Annotated in this window: 23 protein-coding genes; 13 read left to right on the forward strand and 10 right to left on the reverse strand. The window is 69.2% G+C overall.

Annotated features, from left to right (window positions below):
- The first annotated feature begins 48 nt into the window (after positions 1-48).
- The 4 genes from AB0N66_RS21370 (at position 49) to AB0N66_RS21385 (ending at position 2,613) form a co-directional block, all read left to right on the forward strand.
- Positions 49-588: a TM2 domain-containing protein gene (locus tag AB0N66_RS21370; protein ID WP_365437210.1), complete on the forward strand. Its 540-nt coding sequence runs from the start codon at positions 49-51 to the stop codon at positions 586-588.
- On the forward strand, positions 581-1,000 hold the full coding sequence (locus tag AB0N66_RS21375; RefSeq protein ID WP_365437213.1) for a DUF2752 domain-containing protein: 420 nt from the start codon (positions 581-583) through the stop codon (positions 998-1,000). Before AB0N66_RS21370 ends, AB0N66_RS21375 begins: the two co-directional genes overlap by 8 nt.
- A 301-nt stretch (positions 1,001-1,301) precedes the next feature.
- A complete protein-coding gene (locus tag AB0N66_RS21380) occupies positions 1,302-1,565 on the forward strand; it encodes a TM2 domain-containing protein (protein WP_365437216.1) in 264 nt (87 codons plus the stop codon).
- A gap of 124 nt (positions 1,566-1,689) precedes the next feature.
- Positions 1,690-2,613, forward strand: coding sequence for a hypothetical protein (locus AB0N66_RS21385; protein WP_365437219.1), 924 nt, complete (start codon positions 1,690-1,692; stop codon positions 2,611-2,613).
- Between the two features lie 3 nt (positions 2,614-2,616).
- Here AB0N66_RS21385 and AB0N66_RS21390 read toward each other — a convergent pair whose 3' ends face one another.
- The 8 genes from AB0N66_RS21390 to AB0N66_RS21425 form a co-directional block, all read right to left on the reverse strand.
- Positions 2,617-2,928, reverse strand: coding sequence for a hypothetical protein (locus AB0N66_RS21390; RefSeq protein ID WP_365437222.1), 312 nt, complete (start codon positions 2,926-2,928; stop codon positions 2,617-2,619).
- A complete protein-coding gene (locus AB0N66_RS21395) occupies positions 2,918-3,523 on the reverse strand; it encodes a hypothetical protein (RefSeq protein ID WP_365437225.1) in 606 nt (201 codons plus the stop codon). The genes AB0N66_RS21390 and AB0N66_RS21395 overlap by 11 nt, the downstream gene beginning before the upstream one ends.
- 162 nt (positions 3,524-3,685) lie before the next feature.
- Entirely contained in the window at positions 3,686-4,294 is a 609-nt protein-coding gene (locus tag AB0N66_RS21400) for a Uma2 family endonuclease (RefSeq protein WP_365437228.1), read from the reverse strand.
- 160 nt (positions 4,295-4,454) lie between these two features.
- A complete protein-coding gene (locus AB0N66_RS21405) occupies positions 4,455-5,234 on the reverse strand; it encodes a succinate dehydrogenase iron-sulfur subunit (RefSeq protein ID WP_365437231.1) in 780 nt (259 codons plus the stop codon).
- The gene (gene sdhA, locus AB0N66_RS21410; protein ID WP_365437234.1) at positions 5,234-6,988 is read right to left on the reverse strand and encodes a succinate dehydrogenase flavoprotein subunit; all 1,755 of its coding nucleotides are present in this window, start codon (positions 6,986-6,988) and stop codon (positions 5,234-5,236) included. The genes AB0N66_RS21405 and sdhA overlap by 1 nt, the downstream gene beginning before the upstream one ends.
- 23 nt (positions 6,989-7,011) lie before the next feature.
- A complete protein-coding gene (locus tag AB0N66_RS21415) occupies positions 7,012-7,503 on the reverse strand; it encodes a succinate dehydrogenase hydrophobic membrane anchor subunit (protein WP_365437237.1) in 492 nt (163 codons plus the stop codon).
- Positions 7,504-7,508: 5 nt separating this feature from the next.
- The gene (gene sdhC / locus AB0N66_RS21420; RefSeq protein ID WP_266455538.1) at positions 7,509-7,889 is read right to left on the reverse strand and encodes a succinate dehydrogenase, cytochrome b556 subunit; all 381 of its coding nucleotides are present in this window, start codon (positions 7,887-7,889) and stop codon (positions 7,509-7,511) included.
- Between the two features lie 167 nt (positions 7,890-8,056).
- On the reverse strand, positions 8,057-8,680 hold the full coding sequence (locus AB0N66_RS21425; RefSeq protein WP_365437240.1) for a 2-oxo-4-hydroxy-4-carboxy-5-ureidoimidazoline decarboxylase: 624 nt from the start codon (positions 8,678-8,680) through the stop codon (positions 8,057-8,059).
- Between the two features lie 532 nt (positions 8,681-9,212).
- Between AB0N66_RS21425 and AB0N66_RS21430 the strand changes: the two genes are divergently transcribed.
- The 6 genes from AB0N66_RS21430 (at position 9,213) to AB0N66_RS21455 (ending at position 15,205) form a co-directional block, all read left to right on the forward strand.
- The gene (locus AB0N66_RS21430) at positions 9,213-10,820 is read left to right on the forward strand and encodes a glycoside hydrolase family 20 protein (RefSeq protein ID WP_365437539.1); all 1,608 of its coding nucleotides are present in this window, start codon (positions 9,213-9,215) and stop codon (positions 10,818-10,820) included.
- A 132-nt stretch (positions 10,821-10,952) separates the two neighbouring features.
- Positions 10,953-11,456 (forward strand): hypothetical protein, encoded by a 504-nt coding sequence (locus tag AB0N66_RS21435; RefSeq protein WP_365437243.1) that lies wholly within the window; start codon positions 10,953-10,955, stop codon positions 11,454-11,456.
- 113 nt (positions 11,457-11,569) lie between these two features.
- Positions 11,570-12,277: a hypothetical protein gene (locus AB0N66_RS21440; protein WP_365437542.1), complete on the forward strand. Its 708-nt coding sequence runs from the start codon at positions 11,570-11,572 to the stop codon at positions 12,275-12,277.
- A 163-nt stretch (positions 12,278-12,440) separates the two neighbouring features.
- Positions 12,441-12,821: a hypothetical protein gene (locus tag AB0N66_RS21445; RefSeq protein ID WP_365437245.1), complete on the forward strand. Its 381-nt coding sequence runs from the start codon at positions 12,441-12,443 to the stop codon at positions 12,819-12,821.
- Between the two features lie 402 nt (positions 12,822-13,223).
- A complete protein-coding gene (locus AB0N66_RS21450; RefSeq protein WP_365437248.1) occupies positions 13,224-13,886 on the forward strand; it encodes an RNA polymerase sigma factor in 663 nt (220 codons plus the stop codon).
- Positions 13,886-15,205 carry a hypothetical protein gene (locus AB0N66_RS21455; protein ID WP_365437251.1) on the forward strand — a complete coding sequence of 440 codons (1,320 nt, stop codon included), beginning with the start codon at positions 13,886-13,888 and terminating at the stop codon, positions 15,203-15,205. The genes AB0N66_RS21450 and AB0N66_RS21455 overlap by 1 nt, the downstream gene beginning before the upstream one ends.
- 209 nt (positions 15,206-15,414) lie before the next feature.
- Here the strand turns inward: AB0N66_RS21455 and AB0N66_RS21460 are convergent, their stop codons facing one another.
- On the reverse strand, positions 15,415-16,257 hold the full coding sequence (locus AB0N66_RS21460) for a L,D-transpeptidase family protein (protein WP_365437254.1): 843 nt from the start codon (positions 16,255-16,257) through the stop codon (positions 15,415-15,417).
- A gap of 163 nt (positions 16,258-16,420) precedes the next feature.
- Between AB0N66_RS21460 and AB0N66_RS21465 the strand changes: the two genes are divergently transcribed.
- Positions 16,421-18,001, forward strand: coding sequence for a methylmalonyl-CoA mutase family protein (locus tag AB0N66_RS21465; protein WP_365437257.1), 1,581 nt, complete (start codon positions 16,421-16,423; stop codon positions 17,999-18,001).
- 122 nt (positions 18,002-18,123) lie between these two features.
- Positions 18,124-18,771, forward strand: a complete 648-nt coding sequence (leuE, locus tag AB0N66_RS21470; RefSeq protein ID WP_365437260.1) for a leucine efflux protein LeuE — start codon at positions 18,124-18,126, stop codon at positions 18,769-18,771.
- Positions 18,772-18,777: 6 nt separating this feature from the next.
- Here the strand turns inward: leuE and AB0N66_RS21475 are convergent, their stop codons facing one another.
- Entirely contained in the window at positions 18,778-20,193 is a 1,416-nt protein-coding gene (locus tag AB0N66_RS21475) for an FAD-dependent oxidoreductase (protein ID WP_365437263.1), read from the reverse strand.
- A gap of 69 nt (positions 20,194-20,262) precedes the next feature.
- Between AB0N66_RS21475 and AB0N66_RS21480 the strand changes: the two genes are divergently transcribed.
- Positions 20,263-20,913 carry a TetR/AcrR family transcriptional regulator C-terminal domain-containing protein gene (locus tag AB0N66_RS21480; protein ID WP_365437266.1) on the forward strand — a complete coding sequence of 217 codons (651 nt, stop codon included), beginning with the start codon at positions 20,263-20,265 and terminating at the stop codon, positions 20,911-20,913.
- Positions 20,914-21,014: the final 101 nt, after the last annotated feature.

The raw sequence follows: 21,014 nt of genomic DNA on the forward strand, positions 1-21,014 counted from the left end.
AGACAGGCCTGTCCAGCGGCCCGCGCATTGAGATCAGGAGCGAACACCTTGACCGACCAGCCCCAGCCACCCCAGCCGCCGCAGCAGCCGCAGCAGCCCTCGGACCAGCCACCCGGCTACGGCTATCCGAACCCCGGCCCCGTTCCGCCCGGTGGTCCGGACCCGTACGGGGCCGGTCAGGCGGGTGCTTATCCGCCGCCCGGCGCTTACCCTCCGCCCGGTGACTATCAGCAGCCGGGCGGGTACCAGCAGCCCGGCCCGTACGGCTACCCGCAACAGGGCTACCCGCAGCAGGGCTACCCGGCGGGCGCCGTGCCGCCCGGCATGTACACGGGCGACCCCAACGCCCCGTACGGCTACGACCCTTACGGCCGCCCGTACTCCGACAAGTCGAAGATCGTCGCGGGGATTCTCCAGCTCACCCTCGGAACCCTCGGCATCGGGCGCTTCTACATCGGCAACGTCGGCATCGGGATCGCCCAGCTCTTCACCTGCGGTGGTCTGGGCATATGGGCCCTGATCGACGGGATCCTCCTGCTCACAAGCAACACCGGCACGGACTCCCAGGGGCGGATCCTGCGTGGCTGAGCCCGAGGCCGGGCGAGCTGCCCGGCCGGGGACCGTCCTGCGACACCCGGCGACGGCGCCCCTCGCGGTGCTCGTCGCCGGGGTCGCGGGCGCCGGCTATCTCTATGGCACCGATCCGCACGAGCCGGGGCATCTGCTGCCCCAGTGCCCGTTCCGCTACGTCACCGGGCTGCTCTGCCCGGCCTGCGGCGGCACCCGCCTGGTGTACGACCTGATGCACGGCCAGTTCTCGGCGGCCTGGCACGACAACAGGGTGCTCCTGCTGGCCTCCCCGTTCGCGCTCGCGCTGCTGGGGCGCTGGTTCCTGGAAGGGGTGCGCGGGCGTAGTTGGCGGCCCACCCTGAGTCCCCGCGCTCAGGTGATGGTGCTGGTGGTGGCCGTGGCGTGGACCGTGGTCCGCAACGTCGTGTGACCCGGGCAAGGCGCGTTGGAGACGGCCGAGTTGAGGCCATAACCCCCACAGCTGCCCGTCAGCCCCGGCCTCACACGTGATTTTGGCCAGATTTTGATCACGGATGTGGAACGATCCCGGATGATCGACCGTTCCCCCTCCCGCCTTCCCTCTTGATCTCTCTATGCTTCCGGGGTCACAGGGGGGATGGCGCAGCACGTCGTACGTCATCGCAGTGCGCGTTATTTGTCATGGGTTCCCTCCTGGATTTCCCGGAGCAGTCCGCTTCGGTCTCTCATCGGTCATCCCAGGAGCAACTTTCATGTCTGTCCCCACTGCTGACGCACCGTTCGGCGTCGACCACCAGGGCCGCCCGCTCTCCGACAAGTCCAAGATCACCGCGGGCCTTCTCCAGCTGTTCCTCGGTGGCTTCGGTATCGGCCGCTTCTACGTCGGTTCCACGGGCGTGGCCATCGCCCAGCTCTTCACCTGCGGTGGCCTGGGCATATGGGCCCTGATCGACGCGATCCTCTTCTTCACGAGCAACGACCGCACCGACAAGCAGGGTCGCGTCCTGCGCGGCTGATGCCGGCGAAAGTCCGCTGACGGCGGCCACGGTGCCCCGTCGGACGTGCATGAAGCCCGCCCTCCCTGGAGGCCCATACTGAAACGCTCAGACGTGTATGGGGCGTTGGGGGAGGGCGGGCTTCGTGCGACGGGTGCTGTCGGTGCACTTCGCGCCGTGCGCGCTGTTCGTCGTCGGGGTGCTTGCGCTGGTACGGGCGGGGAGTTTCTCCGGGCGCAGTGACTGGAGTGCCGTATCGCCACAGCGGCCTGCGGCGGTGCTCGGTGTGATCGCGACGGTCGTCGTCTGCGCGTCACTGCTCGGTCTGCTGCTGCAGCCGTTCCAGGTACGGGCGGTGCGTGTCCTGGAGGGCTACTGGGACCGGTGGTTCCTCACGGCCGGGCTCGCCGGGCTGTTGGCCCGCCTGCAGCGTCGGCGGTGGTGGGCGTTGCGGAGACGGGCCGAACAGGCGGGCGGCGGGGACAACGCGCTCCGAGTGCGGGCGGATGCCCGGCGCCGTCTCGCCGCCCGTCCATCTGCGGAGGTCCTCCTGCCCACCGCGCTCGGAAACGCGCTACGTGCGGGGGAGTTGAGCGCCGGCGAGCGGTACGGCCTGTCGACATTGAGCTCCTGGCCGCGGATCTATCTCCAGGTTTCGGACCGCATGGCGGATGTACTGCGCTCAACCCGCGATGCGCTCGACGGCGCGGTCAATCTGTGCTGGTCGTTCCTGGCGCTCACAGGGGCGGGCGCGGGTGCCCTTTACGACGAGCCGTCCGACTGGTGGCTGTGCGGAGCCGGTCTGACTTTGGCGGCGGTGGCGTACAAGGGTGCGGTGACGGCGGCGCAGGTGTACTCGGGCCTGATGCACGTCGCGTACGACCTGCACCGCTTCGATCTGTTGGACGCGCTCCACTATCCGCTGCCGACGCGGGAGGACGAGGAGGACGTCTTCGCAGGGATATCAGCCTTCTTCGCCGGCGCGGAGCGCCCCGACATTCCGTACGCGCACCTGGTCGAGCGCGAGGCGGACGCGCAGGACGGCGATGGTGAAGGTGAATACGTGTGAGGATCAGCGCAGGCCGAGGAGTTTCATGAGATCGGCCGCTTTGGTCTCGGCCTGGCTCGGCGTGATTCCGTTCAGGGCAGGGCCAGGGAGTATGTCGACCAGACAGCGGTCGCCACTGACAGGACCGTGCTTGAAGAAGGCGCGATCCTTCACGAGGTAGTTGTTGATGACTTCCTTGTCGGCGGTCTCCAGCAGTTTGTCCCAACGGCGCGTTGCGCCGTGGGGGTAAACATCTTCAGGGTCAGGGAATTGATGGCAGATCGGGCATTGGATCAATTGCACCGGCAGGCCGGGAAGCGCCACTTCATACATCATGCTGATCCACTTCCTTCATGGACTGCTGAGCCCTGATGGCTCTGCGCCGCAACAACCAATAGCGCCAGCGGAAATAGGTGTTGAGTATCCAGGCCGCTTCACCGACTGCGGCCGCTCCGACGAGACCTGTCGCGATCCATCGCCATGTCGCGAGGTCGCCGTGACCGCGAGGGACGAGGACGAGTGCGACACCGAAACCGAGAAGGACGGTGCCCACGTCGTACGCCATGCCCGCGCGTTCCAGCTTTCCTCTCCCCTTCTGGAAGTGCTTGGCCTGGTTCTCCAGTTGTTCGAGGCTTGGCTGCTGCCGAGCGGTCCAGTTCCGAAGGTCCTCGTAGGAATAGATCCACTGGCGCGCGTGATACCCGAGTTGGATGCTCAGTAGCAGTGAAATGACTGCTGCCGCAATCAGCAGGAGGGCTGGGCCCGTAAACCGGACTTTGTCCGCATCCGCGCAGACCACCCCGATCAGGGAGAGGGAACCGGCGGCGAGAAGCGGCGATGCGATGAACAGTGCCGTCTCGGAGGCCCTCACCAGTCCCAGCGGTGTCGGATGTGCGACATGGTCGTGCGCATGAATCACCTCAGTGCTCATTTGCCCCCCACGTACAACCGATTACCCGAGCGGTATGGTCGCCGAACCCGCAGTGTGACAGAGACCTGCCATGTGGGAAATACGTTCAATAGCGTAAGGAAGGCCTCGTCTCCATGCGTACGTTGTATGGAGACGAGGCCTGTGGTTCAGCTGTGGCGAAGGTCAATCGCCTTTGGGCTGCCCGGCCCTGAGGATCTCCGCCACGTCGAGCGTGACCTTGGCGCCGATGGAGTCGGGAAGGGTGACGAGTTCGCCTGGGGCGTGGATACGGTGGCCGGCGTACTCGTCCTGGGCCGGGTCGGTGAGGACATGAAGACGCTGGTGTCTGCGGTCCACGATCACGTACACCGGGACCTTCGCATTGGCGTACGCGCCGACCTTGGTACGCAGGTCGTTCTGGTAGTTGCTGGAGGTGACTTCCAGGACGAGACGAAAGGCGATCGGGTCGTAGCAGTTGTTCTCGACGAGGTGATCCTCGATGTCGGTGTCGACGACCACGAGGTCGGGGATCGCATAGTCCTCGGCACCAGTGGGAAGCCAGAGCCCGACTCCTTCGAGTACTTCGGTCTCGCCACCGTCCAGACCGGCGGTGTAGAAGGGGCGCCTCAACCTGGACAGAGCACGGGCGTGAGCGACGTTGGGGGGCGGGCTCACGATGATCGTGCCTCCGATGATCTCGACGCGGTACCCCGGGTTGCGGTCCATGAGCCGGTTGGCCTCCGCGATCAGCGGACGGTCGCCATGGGGCCGCTCGACGGATGCTGCGGACATCACGTGCCTCCTGTGGGCTGGTGTCGAGAACATCATCGTAGACCGGGCGAGGCGTAGGCGGCCCGTGCCCGCCGCTTCACCCGATAGTGGCCCACAGCATGCGTGAGGGCCCCGCTTCCTCACGGAAACGGGGCCCTCGTGCACGTACTGCCAAGGAAGCTCAGAAGCGCCGAGTGATCAGCGCCCGCTTGACCTCCTGGATCGCCTTGGTGACCTCGATACCGCGAGGGCAGGCGTCCGTGCAGTTGAACGTGGTGCGGCAGCGCCACACGCCGTCCTTGTCGTTGAGGATTTCGAGGCGCTGCTCGCCCGCGTCGTCACGTGAGTCGAAGATGAAGCGGTGAGCGTTGACGATGGCGGCCGGGCCGAAGTACTGGCCGTCGTTCCAGAAGACCGGGCAGGACGACGTGCACGCCGCGCAGAGGATGCACTTCGTGGTGTCGTCGAAGCGCTCGCGGTCCTCCGCCGACTGGAGACGTTCGCGCGTCGGCTCGTTGGTGTCCTTGTTGATCAGGAAGGGCATCACGTCGCGGTACGCCTGGAAGAACGGATCCATGTCGACGATCAGGTCCTTGAGGACCGTCAGGCCCTTGATGGGCTCGACCGTGATCGGCTTGGCGGGGTTGAGGTCCTTGATCAGCGTCTTGCAGGCAAGGCGGTTCTTGCCGTTGATCCGCATGGCGTCCGAGCCGCAGATTCCGTGCGCGCAGGAGCGACGGAACGTAAGGGTTCCGTCCTGGTCCCACTTGATCTTGTGGAGGGCGTCGAGGACGCGCTCCTTCGGGTCGATCTCCAGCTGGAAGTCTTCCCAGACCGCCTCGGCCGAGACCTCGGAGTTGAAGCGGCGGATGCGGAACGTGGCGGTGATGTACGGGGAGTCGGCGAAGCCTGCCTCAGGCTTGTCGGCCGCGTCCGCCTTGTCCAGGGTCGGGGTTGCCATCAGTACTTACGCTCCATCGGCTGGTAGCGGGTCTGGACGACCGGCTTGTAGTCGAGACGGATGGACTCGGTGCCGTCGTCGCCGACCTCGCGGTACGCCATGGTGTGGCGCATGAAGTTGACGTCGTCGCGGTTCGGGTAGTCCTCGCGGTAGTGACCGCCGCGGGACTCCTTGCGCGCCAGGGCGGACGTCGCCATGACCTCGGCCAGGTCGAGCAGGTTGCCCAGCTCGATGGCCTCCAGGAGGTCCGTGTTGAAGCGGCGGCCCTTGTCCTGGATCGAGACGTTCCGGTAGCGCTCGCGCAGCTCCGCGATCTTCTCGACAGCCGTCTTGATCGTCTGCTCGGTGCGGAACACCATCACGTTGGCGTCCATGCACTCCTGCAGCTCGTTGCGCAGGACCGCGACCCGCTCCGTGCCCGTGGAGTTGCGCAGGTGCTCGACCTGCGACACGACCTGGGCGGCCGGGTCATCGGGCAGCTCGATGTACTCGGCCTTCGCCGAGTACTCGGCGGCGGCGATACCCGCGCGCTTCCCGAACACATTGATGTCGAGGAGCGAGTTCGTGCCCAGGCGGTTCGCGCCGTGCACGGACACACACGCGACCTCGCCGGCCGCGTACAGGCCCGGGACGACCGTGGTGTTGTCGCTCAGCACCTCACCCTGGACGTTCGTCGGGATGCCGCCCATCGCGTAGTGCGCGGTGGGCTGGATCGGGATCGGGTCCGTGTACGGCTCGATGCCCAGGTAGGTGCGCGCGAACTCGGTGATGTCCGGGAGCTTGGCGTCCAGCTGCTCCGGGGGGAGGTGGGTCAGGTCCAGGTAGACGTGGTCACCCTCGGGACCGCAGCCACGGCCCTCGCGGATCTCCGTGTAGATGGACCGGGACACGACGTCTCGCGACGCCAGGTCCTTCATGACCGGCGCGTACTTCTCCATGAAGCGCTCGCCGTCCTTGTTGCGGAGGATGCCGCCCTCACCACGGGCGCCCTCCGTCAGCAGGATGCCCATGCGCCAGATGCCGGTCGGGTGGAACTGGAAGAACTCCATGTCCTCCAGCGGCAGCCCGCGACGGTAGACCGCGGCCTGGCCGTCACCGGTCAGCGTGTGCGCGTTGGACGTCACCTTGAAGAACTTGCCGGTGCCGCCGGACGCGTAGATCACGGCCTTCGCCTGGAAGACGTGGATCTCGCCGGTCGCGAGTTCGTAGGCGACGACGCCCACGGACCGCTTCACACCATCGACCTCGGCGATCAGCTGGTCGAGGACGTAGAACTCGTTGTAGAACTCCACGCCCTCCTTGACGCAGTTCTGATAAAGCGTCTGGAGGATCATGTGGCCCGTGCGGTCGGCCGCGTAGCAGGAGCGGCGCACCGGCGCCTCACCGTGGTTACGGCTGTGACCGCCGAAGCGGCGCTGGTCGATCGTCCCGTCGGGCGTCCGGTTGAACGGAAGGCCCATCTTCTCCAGGTCGAGGACCGAGTCGATGGCCTCCTTCGCCAGGATCTCGGCGGCGTCCTGGTCGACCAGGTAGTCGCCGCCCTTGATCGTGTCGAAGGTGTGCCACTCCCAGTTGTCCTCCTCCACGTTGGCCAGCGCGGCGGCCATGCCGCCCTGCGCGGCGCCCGTGTGGGAGCGGGTGGGGTAGAGCTTCGTCAGCACGGCGGTGCGGCTGCGCTTCGTCGACTCGATGGCGGCGCGCATTCCGGCGCCGCCGGCGCCGACGATGACGGTGTCGTACTTGTGGATCTTCATGAGTGGTTGCCTCAGCCCCGTGCCTAGCGGATGTTCGGGTCGAAGGTGAAGATCACCAGCGTGCCCAGCAGAATCGTGAACACCGTGGCGGTGTACAGCAGGCCCTTCAGCCACAGGCGCGTGTTCGCGCGCTCCGCGTAGTCGTTGATGACCGTACGCAGGCCGTTGGCGCCGTGCAGCATCGCGAGCCACAGCATTGCGAGGTCCCAGGCCTGCCACCACGGTGACGCCCAGCGGCCGGCCACGAAGGCGAAGCCGATCTTGGAGACGCCGCCGTCGAGGACGAGCTGGATGAGCAGGTGGCCGAGGACCAGGACGACCAGGACGATGCCGGACAGGCGCATGAAGAGCCAGCCGTACATCTCGAAGTTGCCACGGGTCGACTTCGGGGTCTTCTTGGTCCGCTGGCGCGGGGCCTCGATGAGCGGCGCCGGGTTGTCGACGTCGTAGCCCGAGAACCCTCCCGCGCCCTCGACGGGGCCGATACCGGATGCGGTGGTTTCAGTGGTGGACATCTGTGTCAGCTCCCGAAGACTTCGCGGAATGCGTGACCGAGGACGGGGTAAAGGGCCCCCACCATCAGCACGACCCAGATACCGACGACGGACCAGAGCATCTGCTTCTGGTAGCGCGGGCCCTTCGACCAGAAGTCGACGGCGATGACACGCAGACCGTTGAGCGCGTGGAAGAGGATGGCGGCGACGAGGCCGTATTCCAGCAGCGCGACGAGCGGCGTCTTGTACGTGGCTACGACCTTGTCGTAGTCCTCGGGGGATACACGGACGAGAGCGGTGTCCAGCACGTGTACGAACAGGAAGAAGAAGATGAGGACGCCGGTGACTCGATGAGCCACCCAGGACCACATTCCTTCCCGGCCGCGGTACAGCGTTCCAGCCGGCACGGAAAAACCCTCCGGGAGCGGGGATTGGGGCCGCGCCGGCTTGGGTGTCGGACGGGCCCGGCCGGGTACGGTCCACCGGCCCCGGCCATCGTAGCGACGACTTGTCGGAACGCTTACAGCGGCCCCACTGGTGTGATCAAACAGGCAACCAAACAGGCTCGTACGGGCTATAGGGCTGCCCGGAATCCCTGTATTTCGACGATTCCGCCCTCTCCGTCCCCTTCACCCTCGTCCCTGACCGCTTCGAACGTGCGGACAAGGCGGGCGAGTCGGCCCCGTGCGAGGCGTCTGAGCTCCTCGGCCGCGAGGACGCGCTCCTCCTCGGGGTCGTTGGTGAGGCGGGAGCGGATTCCGGCGAGCACCTCGTCGAGGGCTTCCCCCGGGGCGAGGTCGTCGAGGCAGATGACGAACACATGCCCGAAACGGCTCTCGTACGCGGCGTGCGCGGCGCTCAGCGCGGTGTGGGCGGCGGAGTACGCGCCGTCCGGCAGCAGCGTGAGCGACTCGCCGGCCAGCGCCTCGGCCAGGTCGGCGGGCGTCAGGTCGTACGCCGCCTCGTCGGCCGCGGCGAGCAGCGCGTCCAGGTCCGGGTAGGGCCGGTGCTCGGCGAGGCGGTGCGCCCAGCGCAGGCTGCGGCAGCAGACGAGGAGGGCGCGCTCGACGGTCTCGGCGGGCGCGGAGTTGAACCCCTCCAGGCGGGCCGGGGACGGCGCCGCGCTCTTCTGCTCGGGGAGGCGTGGGAGACGGTGCGGCGGCAGCGTGGGTCCTCGGCGGTGGTGTTCGCGTGACATCCGATGGAGGCCACGCGTGATTCGGCAGGGGAAGGAGTGAGAGTTGTGATGCTCACGCTATCGAGGAGTGTCGAGAGCTGTCCGACGGATGCCCGAATTTCACCCGGACGGGAGTGTTTCGGAACGTGTGATGGACGCTTGGAATGGGGACGGGGGCCTAGGTTCACTGAGGGATGGATGTACGACCTGGATGTACGACCTGACTGTGCGACCTCGGCGGCGAAGTGAGCGGCGTGATGCGGATCGTGATGTGGGACGTGGCGGGGAATGGGCGTGCGGGTGCGGGTGCGGGTGTGGGTGGTAGGGGTTCTCGCCCCCTCCGCCCCTTCCCGTCCCGTACCTGGGGGCGCTGCCCCCTGACCCCCGTGTCGCGCTGGACGTGCTCGTCCTCAAACGCCGGACGGGCTGAAAAGCCAGCCCCTCCGGCGTCGGGTAGGGGCGGAGGGGGCGGAAAACTCCCCGCTGTCGCCGCCCGGAGCGTGGCGCCGTGACCCCCGGCAGGCGGCGCGCGCCGGTGCGGCAGGCGCGGTGGATCGTGGCGGCGGGCGGCGGTGTCGTCGTGGCCGGGGCCGCCGCGCTCACCGTCGCGTTCTGGCCCGCCGGGGACAGCGGCGAGCCGGCAGGCGCGCGGGTGCCGTCGGGCGGTACGTCGGCGACCGCGTCCAGCACCTCGCCCAAGGCCACGCCCACCAGCGCCTCTCCCTCACCGACCCGGACGTATCCCCTGTCCCAGACCCCCCGCACCATCCCCGCCGTACGCGAACACACCCCCGCCAGGGGCCCCGGCTGGCGCCCCGCCACCGGCGCCCGCGTGGTCGTCGCCGACAGCGAACTCGCCGACGAGGGAAGACTGCTCGCCGGCGAGCTCAAGCTGTCGTACGCGGGTGAGACGGAACCCCGGTCCGGGGACGTCGAGTTGGGCCTCGACGACGGAACCGCGGGCGTGGAGTCGTACACCCTGACCGTCAAGAGCGGCCGGGTCACGATCACCGCTCCCGGCGACGCGGGCGTCTTCTACGGCACCCGCACGCTCAAGCAGGAGGTGCACGGCGGCGGCACGGCGCCCGAGGGCGTCGTCCGTGACCGGCCCGCGAAACCGCAGCGCGGGTTCATGCTGGACATCGCGCGCAAGCACTTCACGGCGGACTGGATCGAGGACCGGGTCCGGGAACTGGGCGACCTGAAGTTCAACCAGCTCGGCCTGCACTTCTCCGACGACCAGGGCTTCCGCATCGAGTCCGACACGCACCCCGAGATCGTGTCGAAGCAGCACCTCAGCAAGGCGCAGGTCCGCGAGATCCTCGACCTGGCCGCGAGCCGGCACATCACCGTCGTCCCCGAGATCGACTCGCCCGGTCATCTGGGCGCGGTGCTCGCCGCGCACCCCGAACTCCAGTTGCGCAACGCGCAGGGCGTCGCCTCGCAAGGCTCGATCGACATCTCCCAGCAGGCGTCCGCGGACCTGGTCGACGAGCTGCTGAACGAGTACGCCGATCTCTTCCCCGGCGCCTACTGGCACCTCGGCGGCGACGAGTACCGGGCGCTGACGGTCGCCAATCCCTCGGCCTCCTACCCGCAGCTGGTCACCGCCGCCGTGAACACCTACGGCGCGGGCGCGGGCATCGCCGACCTCGCGACCGGCTGGCTCAACGACCGTGCCGAGGTGATGCGCGGCCACGACCGGACGCTGCGGGCCTGGAACGACGGGTTCTTCCCCGGCGGCCAGGTGCAGGCGGACGACGATCTGCAGGTGGCGTACTGGACGGGCAAGGAGATCGGCGCGCGCAAGCCGGCCGACTACCTCAGCGCGGGTCGCGAGCTGGTCAACTACAACGACGAGTACCTCTATTACGTCCTGGGCCAGCCGCAGACCTTCGTCTACCCGACCGGGCAGCGCATCTACGAGCAGTGGACCCCGCTCGTCGTACGCGGCACGACGGCGGTTCCCGCGAAGTACGACAGGCAGATCCTCGGCGGGAGCTTCGCGGTGTGGTGCGATCTCGCGGGCTCGCAGACCCAGGACCAGGTGGCCGCGGGGATCAGAATGCCGTTGCGCGCGACGGTCCAGAAGCTGTGGGATCCCGGTAAACCCGCGCTGTCCTGGACGGACTTCAGGAATCTGGCGAACCGACTGGGTTGACCAAGGCGCACGAGCGCCGGGCCCCTGCCCTCCGGCGTCCGACCTTGGGGCGGATTGCCCGATTAGGTAGCCAACTCCCGCACGCCTGTGGTGTATTCGGCGCGAGCCGAACCGAGACACGGGGGGACCGGAATGGGCTACTGGGGGTACTACGTCGTGGGCAGAAGCGAGCGGCCGCTCGCGGAGCTGGACGCGCTGACGGCGGCGCCGGGCATGGCCCTGCGGGCCACGGCGCCCGACGGCTGGCAGGTGTGGGAGTACCCGAGCGGCGACGGGGACGTCGGGAGCATGAACACGCTCGCCCGGGAGACCGGGGCGCCCGCACTGTTCGGGTACGTCATGGACAGCGACTGTGTGGTCGTCGAGGCGGCCGGGCCGGAGAGCGGCGTGTGGACCACGTGTCTCGCGCGGCCCGCGATGGCCCGGTACCTGGGGGACAGCTCGGAAGGGCTCAGTGTCGACGACTACTTCCTTGAGCCGGCCGACGCCGCCGAACGCGCCGTCGCCTGGGCCGCGGAGGCCGGCCACACGGTGGTCGCCGAACCGCTGCTGCACGTATTGACCGCGGACCCTGACCCGTTGGCCGAAAACCTGCTATTCCGGTTCCTGGACCGACTCGGCGTCGTTCCCTTGTGAGCTCCTGTGACACTCCCGGCCTGTCGCACGCAGTAAGGGGAAGTGCGGGCTCCGTGAGAAACAGGCGCCCTGTCCTGGTGTTCACGGAGTTCGAGGAGTTCGAGGGAGGCACGATGAGCCTGGTGGAACTGATCGCTCAGGCCGATGAGCGTGGGCTGGCGGCGAGCGGGCTGGCTTGTTTGGATCGGTGCGTTCCCCTGCTGGGCGGCGACGATGACGATGTTCTGCGGCCCCTGTGGACGAGCCTGGTGGACGGGGACGCGTGGGGGGAGCGGGTCGCCAAGGCGCGCGCGGATCTGGGGGAGCCGGGCGAACTCGGGGAGCCGGGGGATCTGGGGGAGCCGGGGGATCTGGGGGAGCCGGGCGAGCTCGGGGAGCTGAGCGAGTTGGGCGTTTGGGCGGAGCTCGATCTCGGCTTCGGGGTCCGGGCCGGCACCGGCTCCGGCTCCGGTTCTGGCTCCAGCGCCTCGCCCGACGACCAAGCCGCCCTCCTCGCCCGCCACATGCTCGCCAAGGTTCCGGTCGAGTACTCCGCCGATGCCCTACGGGTGTGGGCCGACGACTGTTCCGTGGCGGCCCTGCAGATCCACGAGCTCCTCGATATCGCCGCCGACGGCACGTCCTCGGTCGCGGCCCGGCGGGAGGGCCGTACGGACGGTATGTCGCCGCTCGTCGCCGCCGAACTGCGGCGCCAGATCGCCATCCTGGAACTGCTCGCCGACCACGGCGCGGGCGGCCTACGGCTGGTCCTGGGGCGGTCGACGGAGGGACGGCGGGTGCTGCGAGCGGTGGTGTCGCGGCGGGCACGGGGGCGGGCGTAGGACGCGCCGATGCCCCAGCCCTCCGGCGTCTCCGCGCCGTAAACCCTTCGGCCTGCGAGAGTCCTGTGCTCGTCCTGCGGGTGCCGTGGGGTGATATCGGGCCGGTGTCGGGGAGTGCTTGGATCGGTGTGACGAATTCCGGGCGGAGGGCGCTCTTCCGAGTGTGGACGCAACTCGAGCAACCCGGCCCCAAGCTGCGACGAAGCCCATCCGGTGGGCGGCGGACGCGGTCGCGACGATGCGTGAGGGCGCCGGGCTGCGCCTGGACTACTCCGCGCAGAGTCTGTGGCGCGTCGACCGGCTGATCGAGGAGATACGGCGGGAGGGAGCGCCCTACGCCGCCGTCGAGACGGTGTTGCGCTGCTTCGGGGCGTACGGCGGTGAGGTCGTCGCCCGATGCACCGGCGCGGAGTGGTGGGTGACCGGCGGCGACCACTGGATCCGTACGCCTGACGGGCGGTTGTGGGACCCGATCGACGAAGCCCGCCGCTGCTACGCGGGCGACGGTTCGCTGCGGTTGCTGTGTCGCGAGGCCACACGGTGAGCTTCTGACCGGGCCGGGCCGGGTTGGGCCGGTTCGGGTTCCGCGATGTCCAGGGGGCGGCAGGTCCCGCCCTCGCCGATGGCAACGGCCGGGGCCGCCACCCCCCACAGGAGAGGCCCCGGCCGTCGCGCGGCACGGGCCGCGCGGCGGCCCGTACTCTCTTCAGCGCCGCGACTGCGTTTTGTGTCACACCTCGCACCGTCACCGCCTAGTTGCGTGTTGTACGAACATGGACGGGGAGCGGTTTCACGCCGTAACGTGCCATTCGCGCCGAGGTGTGGAGAGCGGACAGCCGCACCCACGAGGGGCCTTGAGACCGCAACCATCAATTGAGCAACCACGACGGCGAGTACCCGGTCCGCGAAAGCGGCGCCGGCTTAGGCGCAAAGAGGGGCGCGCGCGGTGCTGGGGGACGACGCGGAGCTGACTGCCGCGGTGCTTGCGGCACAGGACGGGGACGAGACCGCGTTCCGGACTGTGTACCGCGCGGTGCACCCACGGCTGCTCGGATACATACGGACGTTGGTCGGTGACCCGGACGCGGAGGACGTCACGTCCGAGGCCTGGCTGCAGATCGCCCGTGACCTGGAGCGGTTCAGCGGGGACGCCGACCGCTTCCGCGGCTGGGCCGCCCGCATCGCCCGCAACCGCGCCCTCGACCACATACGGATGCGCGGGCGCCGCCCCGCGATCGGCGGCGACGAGACCGAACTGAGCGGCAAGGCAGGGGAGTCCGACACCGCGGGCGAGGCCATCGAGTCCCTGGCCACCGACAGCACCCTCTCGCTCATCGCCCAACTTCCGCAGGACCAGGCGGAGGCCGTCGTACTGCGCGTTGTCGTCGGCCTCGACGCCAAGACCGCGGCCGAGACCCTCGGCAAGCGCCCCGGTGCGGTGCGTACAGCGGCGCACCGGGGTCTGAAACGGCTCGCGGAGCTCCTCGGCGACGATCCGGAATCCGCCGACGCACTCGGCGTCGTACCCCCACAAAGAGAACCGCGCACACGTGCGGTGACGTCCGCCGGTGTGACGCATACGCGTTCGCGGACGCAGAAGGACATGTGATGGCCGACGAGCGCTGTGTCTTCCCGGGGGAAAACCCACGGCCCCCCGGCCGGTGGCTGGACCGTGACGCCGCGGAGCGCCTGCTGTGTGGAGAACCCCTGGAAGCCGTCGACGCCGGTGACCGGAACCAGGTGGACCAGCTCGCCCGGACACTCGCCGCGCTGGTCCCCGGCCCCGCGCTCGGCAGCGACGAACTCCCCGGCGAGGCAGCCGCGTTGGCCGCGTTCCGCAAGGTGCGCGCGGATGCGGACGGCGAGGTGGAACAACTGGGCCCGCGCGGTCGTACGCGCTCCGCCTCCCACATCACCACCGCCTACTCCTCCGACGCCGGTCTCATCCGGCTGGGACGTCCGGACCTCGGTGGTCGCAGGGTCCGTTGGGGTCGTCCCACGCGCCTCGGTCTCGCCGCGGCGCTGGCCGCCGGGATGATCGGCGGGGTCGCCGTCGCGACCGGAACCGGAATGCTGCCGACTCCGTTCGACGACGACAAACCCGGTCCTACCGCCTCGGTCACGGCCGCCGCGACACCGGAGCAGCCACTCGTCTCGCCGTCGCCGGACGCCCCGGGCGGCGGTGGTTCCCCGGCCGAGACACCTGAAGGCGCCACGAGCGGCTCGTCCGTCGGCGGCTCCTCGCAGGAGGAGGCGGGCGGGCGTGCCACGGACGGGCAGCAGGGCTCGGACGGCGCGGGAGGCTCGGGCCGTACAAGGGAGTGGTGGAGCCAGACGCGCGAGTCGTGCCGCGACTTCCTTGCCGGCAAGGAACTGGACGCCGGCCGGCAGCGCGCACTGGAGGACGCCGCGGGCGGCGGCGGCCAGGGCAGGCTGAAGACGTACTGCAACGAAGTCCTGGACCGGGCGGGCTCCGGCACCGACGACAGCTGGAAGAACGCCGGGGACGGGGACTCCAAGGGCTCGGGCGGGAGTTCGGGCTCGGCCGGGGAAACCCGCTCGGAGCAGGGCTTCGGTCAGGACTCGGACGAGGGCTCCGGCCCGGGAGACGGGGGCGGTGACGACGACGGCAGCCACATACTCCCGCTGCTCCCGCTACTGCCGGGCGGCAACGACAACGGCGGTAACGGCGACGGTGGCAACGGCGACGGTGGCAACGACGAGGGTCGTGGCGACGACGGCCGTGGCCACGATCACGGCAGGGACGACCGCGATAGGGACGACCGCGATAGGGACGACCGCGATAGCGGCGACCGTGGCAACGATGTCCTCGGCAACGGCGACATCCTCACCGTGGCGCCGTCACCGTCACCATCGTCATCGCCTTCACCCGCGGTCGCGGTCCCGAATCTCGCGGGAACCTCCTGACCTGCGAGTTCGTGTTCCGCTGACTTTCCTCCGGCCCCTGGTGTGACATTTTCAGCCGCGGTGACGCAGTAGTGAGTGAGCCGACTGGTCATCGGCCCTCGCACCGAGCCGGGGTTCCCCCCGTACCCATGGCTCGGTGCACCTCGGCGCGGGCGGGACACGTTCCCCCGGTTCCGCCCGCGCCGCCTCAGCTCTCCGCACGGCACGAGTCACCAGTAGACGACGACTTTGTCACCGTTGCGGACCTGCGCGAACAGCGCCGCGATCTTCCCCTCGTCCCGGACGTTGACGCAGCCGTGCGAGGCGCCGAAGTAGCCACGGCCCGCGAAGTCCGTGGAGAAGTGGACCGCCTGCCCGCCGCTGAAGAACATGGCGTACGGCATGGAGGAGTCGTAGAGCGTCGACACGTGGTAGCGCGACTTGAAGTAGACGCTGAACACACCCTCGCGGGTCGGCGTGTACTCCGAGCCGAACCGCACCTCCATCGTCGACACCGTCCGGCCGTCGATCATCCAGCGCAGCGTGCGGCTCGTCTTGCTGATGCACAGCACACGGCCCGTCATACAGCGTGAGTCCGGCTCCGCGGCCGGCTGCCCGCCGAACGCGTACAGCTCCCACTTTCCGGGTTCCTTCGTCATCTTCTGCAGCCGCTGCCAGGTGACGGTGTCCAACTCGCCGGTCCGTGGCAGACCACGCTTGCCCTGGAAGCCCTTCACGGCGGTGGCGGTCAGGTCGTCGTACGTCCCCGTCGGCCCGTCGAAGAGCCAGGCGACCTGCCGCAGCCGGGCCTGCACCTCGCGTACGTCGGTGCCCTCGTCGCCCTTGGACCAGAGGACTTCGGGGGCCGGAGCCGGGGTCTTCGACGGGGTGGCGCTCGGCTTGGGGTCGTCGGGGGTGGCCGTGGGCCGGGCCGTGGGGGTGGAGCCGGCCGTGCCGTCGATCCTAATCAGGGGCGGCTGTTTCCCGTCGGCGTCCCCGGCCTGCGCCGTACAGCCGCTGACCGCGATCAGCGCCGCCAGTGCGGCCAGCGAGCGCTTCCCGTGTCTCGTCATCCGTGGTGCCGTACGCATCGGACCCCCGTCGTGCCGTCGTGTGTCACCTGAGATGCTCCCCCCGCGTGACCATTTGCGAACTACACCGCATGGTGGAGAGCGAAGCCAATCAAACAGGTGCCCATCAAACAGGTATTGGCCAGCTTCGGCGGGAGACACAGCAATGGCGCGTGAATCCGAGTCCGGTCTGCCCATCGAGCCCGTCTATGGGCCGGAGGCCCTGGCAGGCTGGGATCCGGCCGAGAAGCTGGGCGCGCCGGGCGAGTTTCCCTTCACCCGTGGTGTGTATCCCTCGATGTACACGGGGCGTCCGTGGACGATGCGCCAGTACGCCGGATTCGGCACGGCCGTGGAGTCCAACGCGCGCTATAAGCAGCTGATCGCCAACGGCACGACGGGCCTGTCGGTCGCCTTCGACCTGCCCACCCAGATGGGCCACGACAGCGACGCCCCGATCGCGTCCGGCGAGGTCGGCAAGGTGGGCGTGGCGATCGACTCCATCGACGACATGCGGGTGCTGTTCGGCGGGATCCCGCTGGACAAGGTCTCCACGTCGATGACGATCAACGCCCCCGCCGCGCTCCTCCTGCTCATGTACCAGCTGGTCGGCGAGGAGCAGGGTGTGCCGGCCTCGCGGCTGACGGGCACGATCCAGAACGACATCCTGAAGGAGTACATCGCGCGGGGCACGTACATCTTCCCGCCCAAGCCCTCCCTCCGGCTGGTCGCGGACATCTTCAAGTACTGCCAGAGCGAGATCCCGAAGTGGAACACGATCTCGATCTCCGGCTATCACATGGCGGAGGCGGGTGCCTCGCCCGCGCAGGAGATCGCGTTCACGCTGGCGGACGGCATCGAGTACGTGCGGACGGCGGTGGCGGCGGGGATGGACGTGGACGACTTCGCGCCGCGCCTGTCCTTCTTCTTCGTGGCCCGTACGACGATTCTCGAAGAGGTCGCCAAGTTCCGTGCCGCGCGCCGGATCTGGGCGCGGGTGATGCGCGAGGAGTTCGGTGCGCAAAACCCCAAGTCGCTGATGCTGCGCTTCCACACCCAGACGGCGGGCGTCCAGCTCACCGCGCAGCAGCCCGAGGTGAACCTGGTGCGCGTCGCGGTGCAGGGCCTGGGCGCGGTGCTCGGCGGTACGCAGTCACTGCACACCAACTCCTTCGACGAGGCGATCGCGCTGCCGACGGACAAGAGCGCGCGGCTCGCGCTCCGTACACAGCAGGTACTGGCGTACGAGACGGACGTCACCGCCACCGTGGACCCCTTCGCGGGCTCCTACGTCATCGAGAGGATGACCGACGACGTGGCGGCCGCGGCCCTCGAACTCATGGACAGGGTCGAGGAGTTGGGCGGCGCGGTCGACGCCATCGAGCACGGTTTCCAGAAGGGCGAGATCGAGCGCTCCGCATACCGCATCGCCCAGGAGACCGACTCCGGCGAGCGGGTGGTCGTCGGCGTCAACCGCTTCAGGCTGGACGAGGAGGAGCCGTACGAGCCGCTCCGCGTCGACCCGGCGATCGAGGCCCAGCAGGCGGACCGGCTCGCCAGGCTGCGGGCGGAGCGGGACCAGCCGGCGGTGGACGCGGCGCTGGCCGCCCTGAAGAAGGCCGCCGAGGGCGACGACAACGTCCTTCACCCGATGAAGGACGCCCTGCGGGCACGGGCGACCGTGGGCGAGGTGTGCAACGCGTTGCGGGTGGTCTGGGGGACTTATGTGCCGACGGATGCGTTCTGAGGGTGCCGCTCGCCGAGTCCGTCGGCGTCGCCCTCGACCTCTTGGCGGCGCTCCTCGACGGGGGCTTACCGACTCCCGAGACACCGAGGCGGTGTGTCGTACCCCCGTGCGACACTCGATCCATGCTTGGTGTCATCGACCTCCCCACGTACCTGGCAGGCCTCGTCCTGATCGTCCTGCTCCCCGGCCCGAACTCGATCTATGTGCTGTCCGTCGCCGCTCGCAGCGGCATACGCACCGGCTACAAGGCGGCGGCGGGCGTCTGGTGTGGGGACACCCTCCTGATGACGCTCTCGGCGGCCGGAGTCGCCTCGCTGTTGCAGGGGAACGCGCTGCTCTTCGGGATCGTGAAGTACGCCGGTGCCGGGTATCTGACGTGGCTGGCGATCGGGATGCTGCGGGCCGCCTGGGGGATGTGGCGGACCCGGAAGGCGCGGGCGGAGGCGCCGGCCGCGGTGACGGCCGCCGAGGAGCGGCCCTTCAAGCGGGCGCTGGTCATCAGTCTGTTCAACCCGAAGGCGATCCTGTTCTTCGTCGCCTTCTTCGTACAGTTCGTGGACCCGGGGTATGCCTACCCCGCCCTCTCCTTCGTCGTCCTCGGCACCCTCGCCCAGCTGGCGAGCTTCCTCTACCTCTCCGCGCTGATCTTCGGCGGCACGAAGCTGGCGGCGGCCTTCCGCAGGCGCAAGCGGCTCTCGGCAGGGGCCACCACCGCCGCCGGCGCCCTCTTCCTCGGCTTCGCCGTGAAGCTGACGCTCGCGAGCTCGTAGGCGGGTCTAGACGACGCCCACGTGGGCCGCGTACTCCGTCAGCCCCGCCGCCGTCTCGCCCGCCCAGCCCACGTAACCGTCGGGCCGTACGAGGAAGACTCCCGTGCCGTACGCCTCGTACGCCGGAATCCGGACCGTGCGAGTCCCTGCGAGGTCCGGCAGGTCACTGTCCGTGCCGACCGTCAGCAGCGTCCAGTGCGGACCGCGGAACGCGTCGAAGAGGTGTACGCCGCCACGGACGCCGTCCGGTGCGCGGTCGCCCGCGTGCAGCGCGTCCTTCGGCAGTCCCTCCCGGGTCTCCACGGCGAGCGAGCTGCCCCGGTAGCCGAGGCCGAGCTGCTGGGTGGCCTCGCCGCGCCTGACCTCGCCGCGGTGGACCTGGGTGCTCAGCCCGAGCATGTCCGCGGCGTTGGGCAGCCGCTCCTCCTCGTACGAGTCGAGGAGGGCCGGGGCCGCCGCGCCGCTCAGTACCGCGCCGAGCTTCCACCCCAGGTTGTAGGCGTCCTGGACGCTGGTGTTGAGGCCCTGCCCGCCGGCGGGTGAGTGGACGTGCGCGGCGTCCCCGGCGAGGAACACCCGCCCTTCGCGGAAGCGGTCAGCCAGCGCGGCCCGCGGCCGGAAGTCCGAGGCCCAGCGCACCTCGGTCACGTCGTCGGGGGAGAGGTGCGAGCGGGTGGCGACGACCTTGCGGATGCCGTCGAGGGAGAGGTCGACGTACGTGCCCTCCGGGAACTGGGCCGCCACCTGGAAGTCCGCCGTCCCCGCCAGCGGGAAGATCGCCATGAAGCCCTCGGTGCCCGTGGGCGGGAACACGTGGATGTTGTCGCGGTCGAGGCCCGTGATGCGGACGTCGGCCACCAGCATCGGGTTCGGGTCCACCGTCTCGCCGGTCATGCCGATGCCGAGCGCGCGCCGCACGGCGCTGCGGCCTCCGTCGGCCGCCACGGCGTAGCGGGCGCGGACCGGCGCGCCTACCGCGAAGGAGGCCGTCACCCCGTCCGCGTCCTGTGCGATGCCCACCAGCTCGCGCCCGAAAGCGACTCCTCCGCCGAGTTCCGTCAGCCGTGCGAAGAGGATCTCCTGGGTCCGCCACTGCGGCAGCATCAACGGCTCGTGGTACGGCTCGCCCTCTGTCGCCTCGGTCGCGTCGGACATCCGGTGCTCGCCCACATGCTCCCCGTCCTGCCAGATCACCCCGACCGGGTAGGGGCCGCCCGCCGCAAGGACGGCGTCGAGCACGCCGAAGTCGTCGAAGACCTCCTGGGTACGGGGCTGCAGGCCCTTGCCGCGCGAGCCCGGGAAGAGCCCGTCGGTGCGCTCCACGACGAGGGAGCGGGCCCCACGCCGGGTGAGGTCGAGAGCGAGCGCGAGCCCGGTGGGGCCGGCGCCGACGATGAGTACATCCGTGTCGTACGCGTTCATGTCCAGCTCCTTAACGACGTTAAGTTCCTTGTTTCGGAGCATGCACTTAACGACGTTAAACTGTCAAGCGTGGCTAGTCAGAGATCCCCCAAGCTGGACAAGAAGCAGGTCATCGAGACCGCCCTGAGGCTCCTCAACGAGGTCGGCCTCGACGGGCTCACCCTCCGGGCGATCGCCAGGGAGCTGGACGTCCAGGCCCCGGCCCTCTACTGGCACTTCAAGAACAAGCAGGCCCTGCTCGACGAGATGGCGACGGAGATGTACAGCCGGATGGTCGCGGACGCGCGGCTCCCGGCGGGCGTCACATGGCAGGAACGGATCCTCGCGAGCCAGCGCGGCCTGCGCGCGGCGCTGCTCGGCTACCGCGACGGCGCCAAGGTGTTCAGCGGCACCCGCTTCACCGGCATCCAGCACGCGGTCGAGATGGAGGCGAACCTCGGCGCCCTGGTGAAGGCGGGCTTCAGCGTCCCCCAGGCCGTCCGCGCCACCACCACGGCCTTCTACTTCACCCTCGGCTTCGTCACCGAGGAACAGGGCGTCTGGCCACTGCCGGGGGAGCGCCGCGAGGGCTATGACGTCGAGGAGCGCGCCGCCCGCATGGCCGACTTCCCCCTCGCGGCATCCGCCGGCGCCGAGGTCTTCCAGAACTACGACGAGGGCTTCGAGGAGGGTCTGCTGCTGCTGATCGCCGGGATCCGGGCGCGGTACGGGATCGGGTGAGTGCGCCGCCGAGGGGCCCTGGGGGCCCGACGAACCCGACGGACCCCGGCGGACGGGCGGCGGTGGGGACAGCCGGTCGGTCAGCGCCCTTGCCGAGCGCC

It is taken from the genome of Streptomyces sp. NPDC093544, assembly GCF_040683495.1.
Classification (GTDB): domain Bacteria; phylum Actinomycetota; class Actinomycetes; order Streptomycetales; family Streptomycetaceae; genus Streptomyces.

Bases quoted from the DNA above. Each gene is read 5' to 3' on its own strand.
- AB0N66_RS21405 (WP_365437231.1), bottom strand. From the start codon at position 5,234: ATGGCAACCCCGACCCTGGACAAGGCGGACGCGGCCGACAAGCCTGAG.
- leuE (WP_365437260.1), top strand. From the start codon at position 18,124: ATGCTTGGTGTCATCGACCTCCCCACGTACCTGGCAGGCCTCGTCCTG.
- AB0N66_RS21395 (WP_365437225.1), bottom strand. From the start codon at position 3,523: ATGAGCACTGAGGTGATTCATGCGCACGACCATGTCGCACATCCGACA.
- AB0N66_RS21455 (WP_365437251.1), top strand. From the start codon at position 13,886: ATGGCCGACGAGCGCTGTGTCTTCCCGGGGGAAAACCCACGGCCCCCC.
- AB0N66_RS21400 (WP_365437228.1), bottom strand. From the start codon at position 4,294: ATGTCCGCAGCATCCGTCGAGCGGCCCCATGGCGACCGTCCGCTGATC.
- AB0N66_RS21390 (WP_365437222.1), bottom strand. From the start codon at position 2,928: ATGATGTATGAAGTGGCGCTTCCCGGCCTGCCGGTGCAATTGATCCAA.
- sdhA (WP_365437234.1), bottom strand. From the start codon at position 6,988: ATGAAGATCCACAAGTACGACACCGTCATCGTCGGCGCCGGCGGCGCC.
- AB0N66_RS21465 (WP_365437257.1), top strand. From the start codon at position 16,421: ATGGCGCGTGAATCCGAGTCCGGTCTGCCCATCGAGCCCGTCTATGGG.
- AB0N66_RS21475 (WP_365437263.1), bottom strand. From the start codon at position 20,193: ATGAACGCGTACGACACGGATGTACTCATCGTCGGCGCCGGCCCCACC.
- AB0N66_RS21440 (WP_365437542.1), top strand. From the start codon at position 11,570: ATGAGCCTGGTGGAACTGATCGCTCAGGCCGATGAGCGTGGGCTGGCG.
- AB0N66_RS21415 (WP_365437237.1), bottom strand. From the start codon at position 7,503: ATGTCCACCACTGAAACCACCGCATCCGGTATCGGCCCCGTCGAGGGC.
- AB0N66_RS21435 (WP_365437243.1), top strand. From the start codon at position 10,953: ATGGGCTACTGGGGGTACTACGTCGTGGGCAGAAGCGAGCGGCCGCTC.
- AB0N66_RS21425 (WP_365437240.1), bottom strand. From the start codon at position 8,680: ATGTCACGCGAACACCACCGCCGAGGACCCACGCTGCCGCCGCACCGT.
- AB0N66_RS21380 (WP_365437216.1), top strand. From the start codon at position 1,302: ATGTCTGTCCCCACTGCTGACGCACCGTTCGGCGTCGACCACCAGGGC.
- AB0N66_RS21460 (WP_365437254.1), bottom strand. From the start codon at position 16,257: ATGACGAGACACGGGAAGCGCTCGCTGGCCGCACTGGCGGCGCTGATC.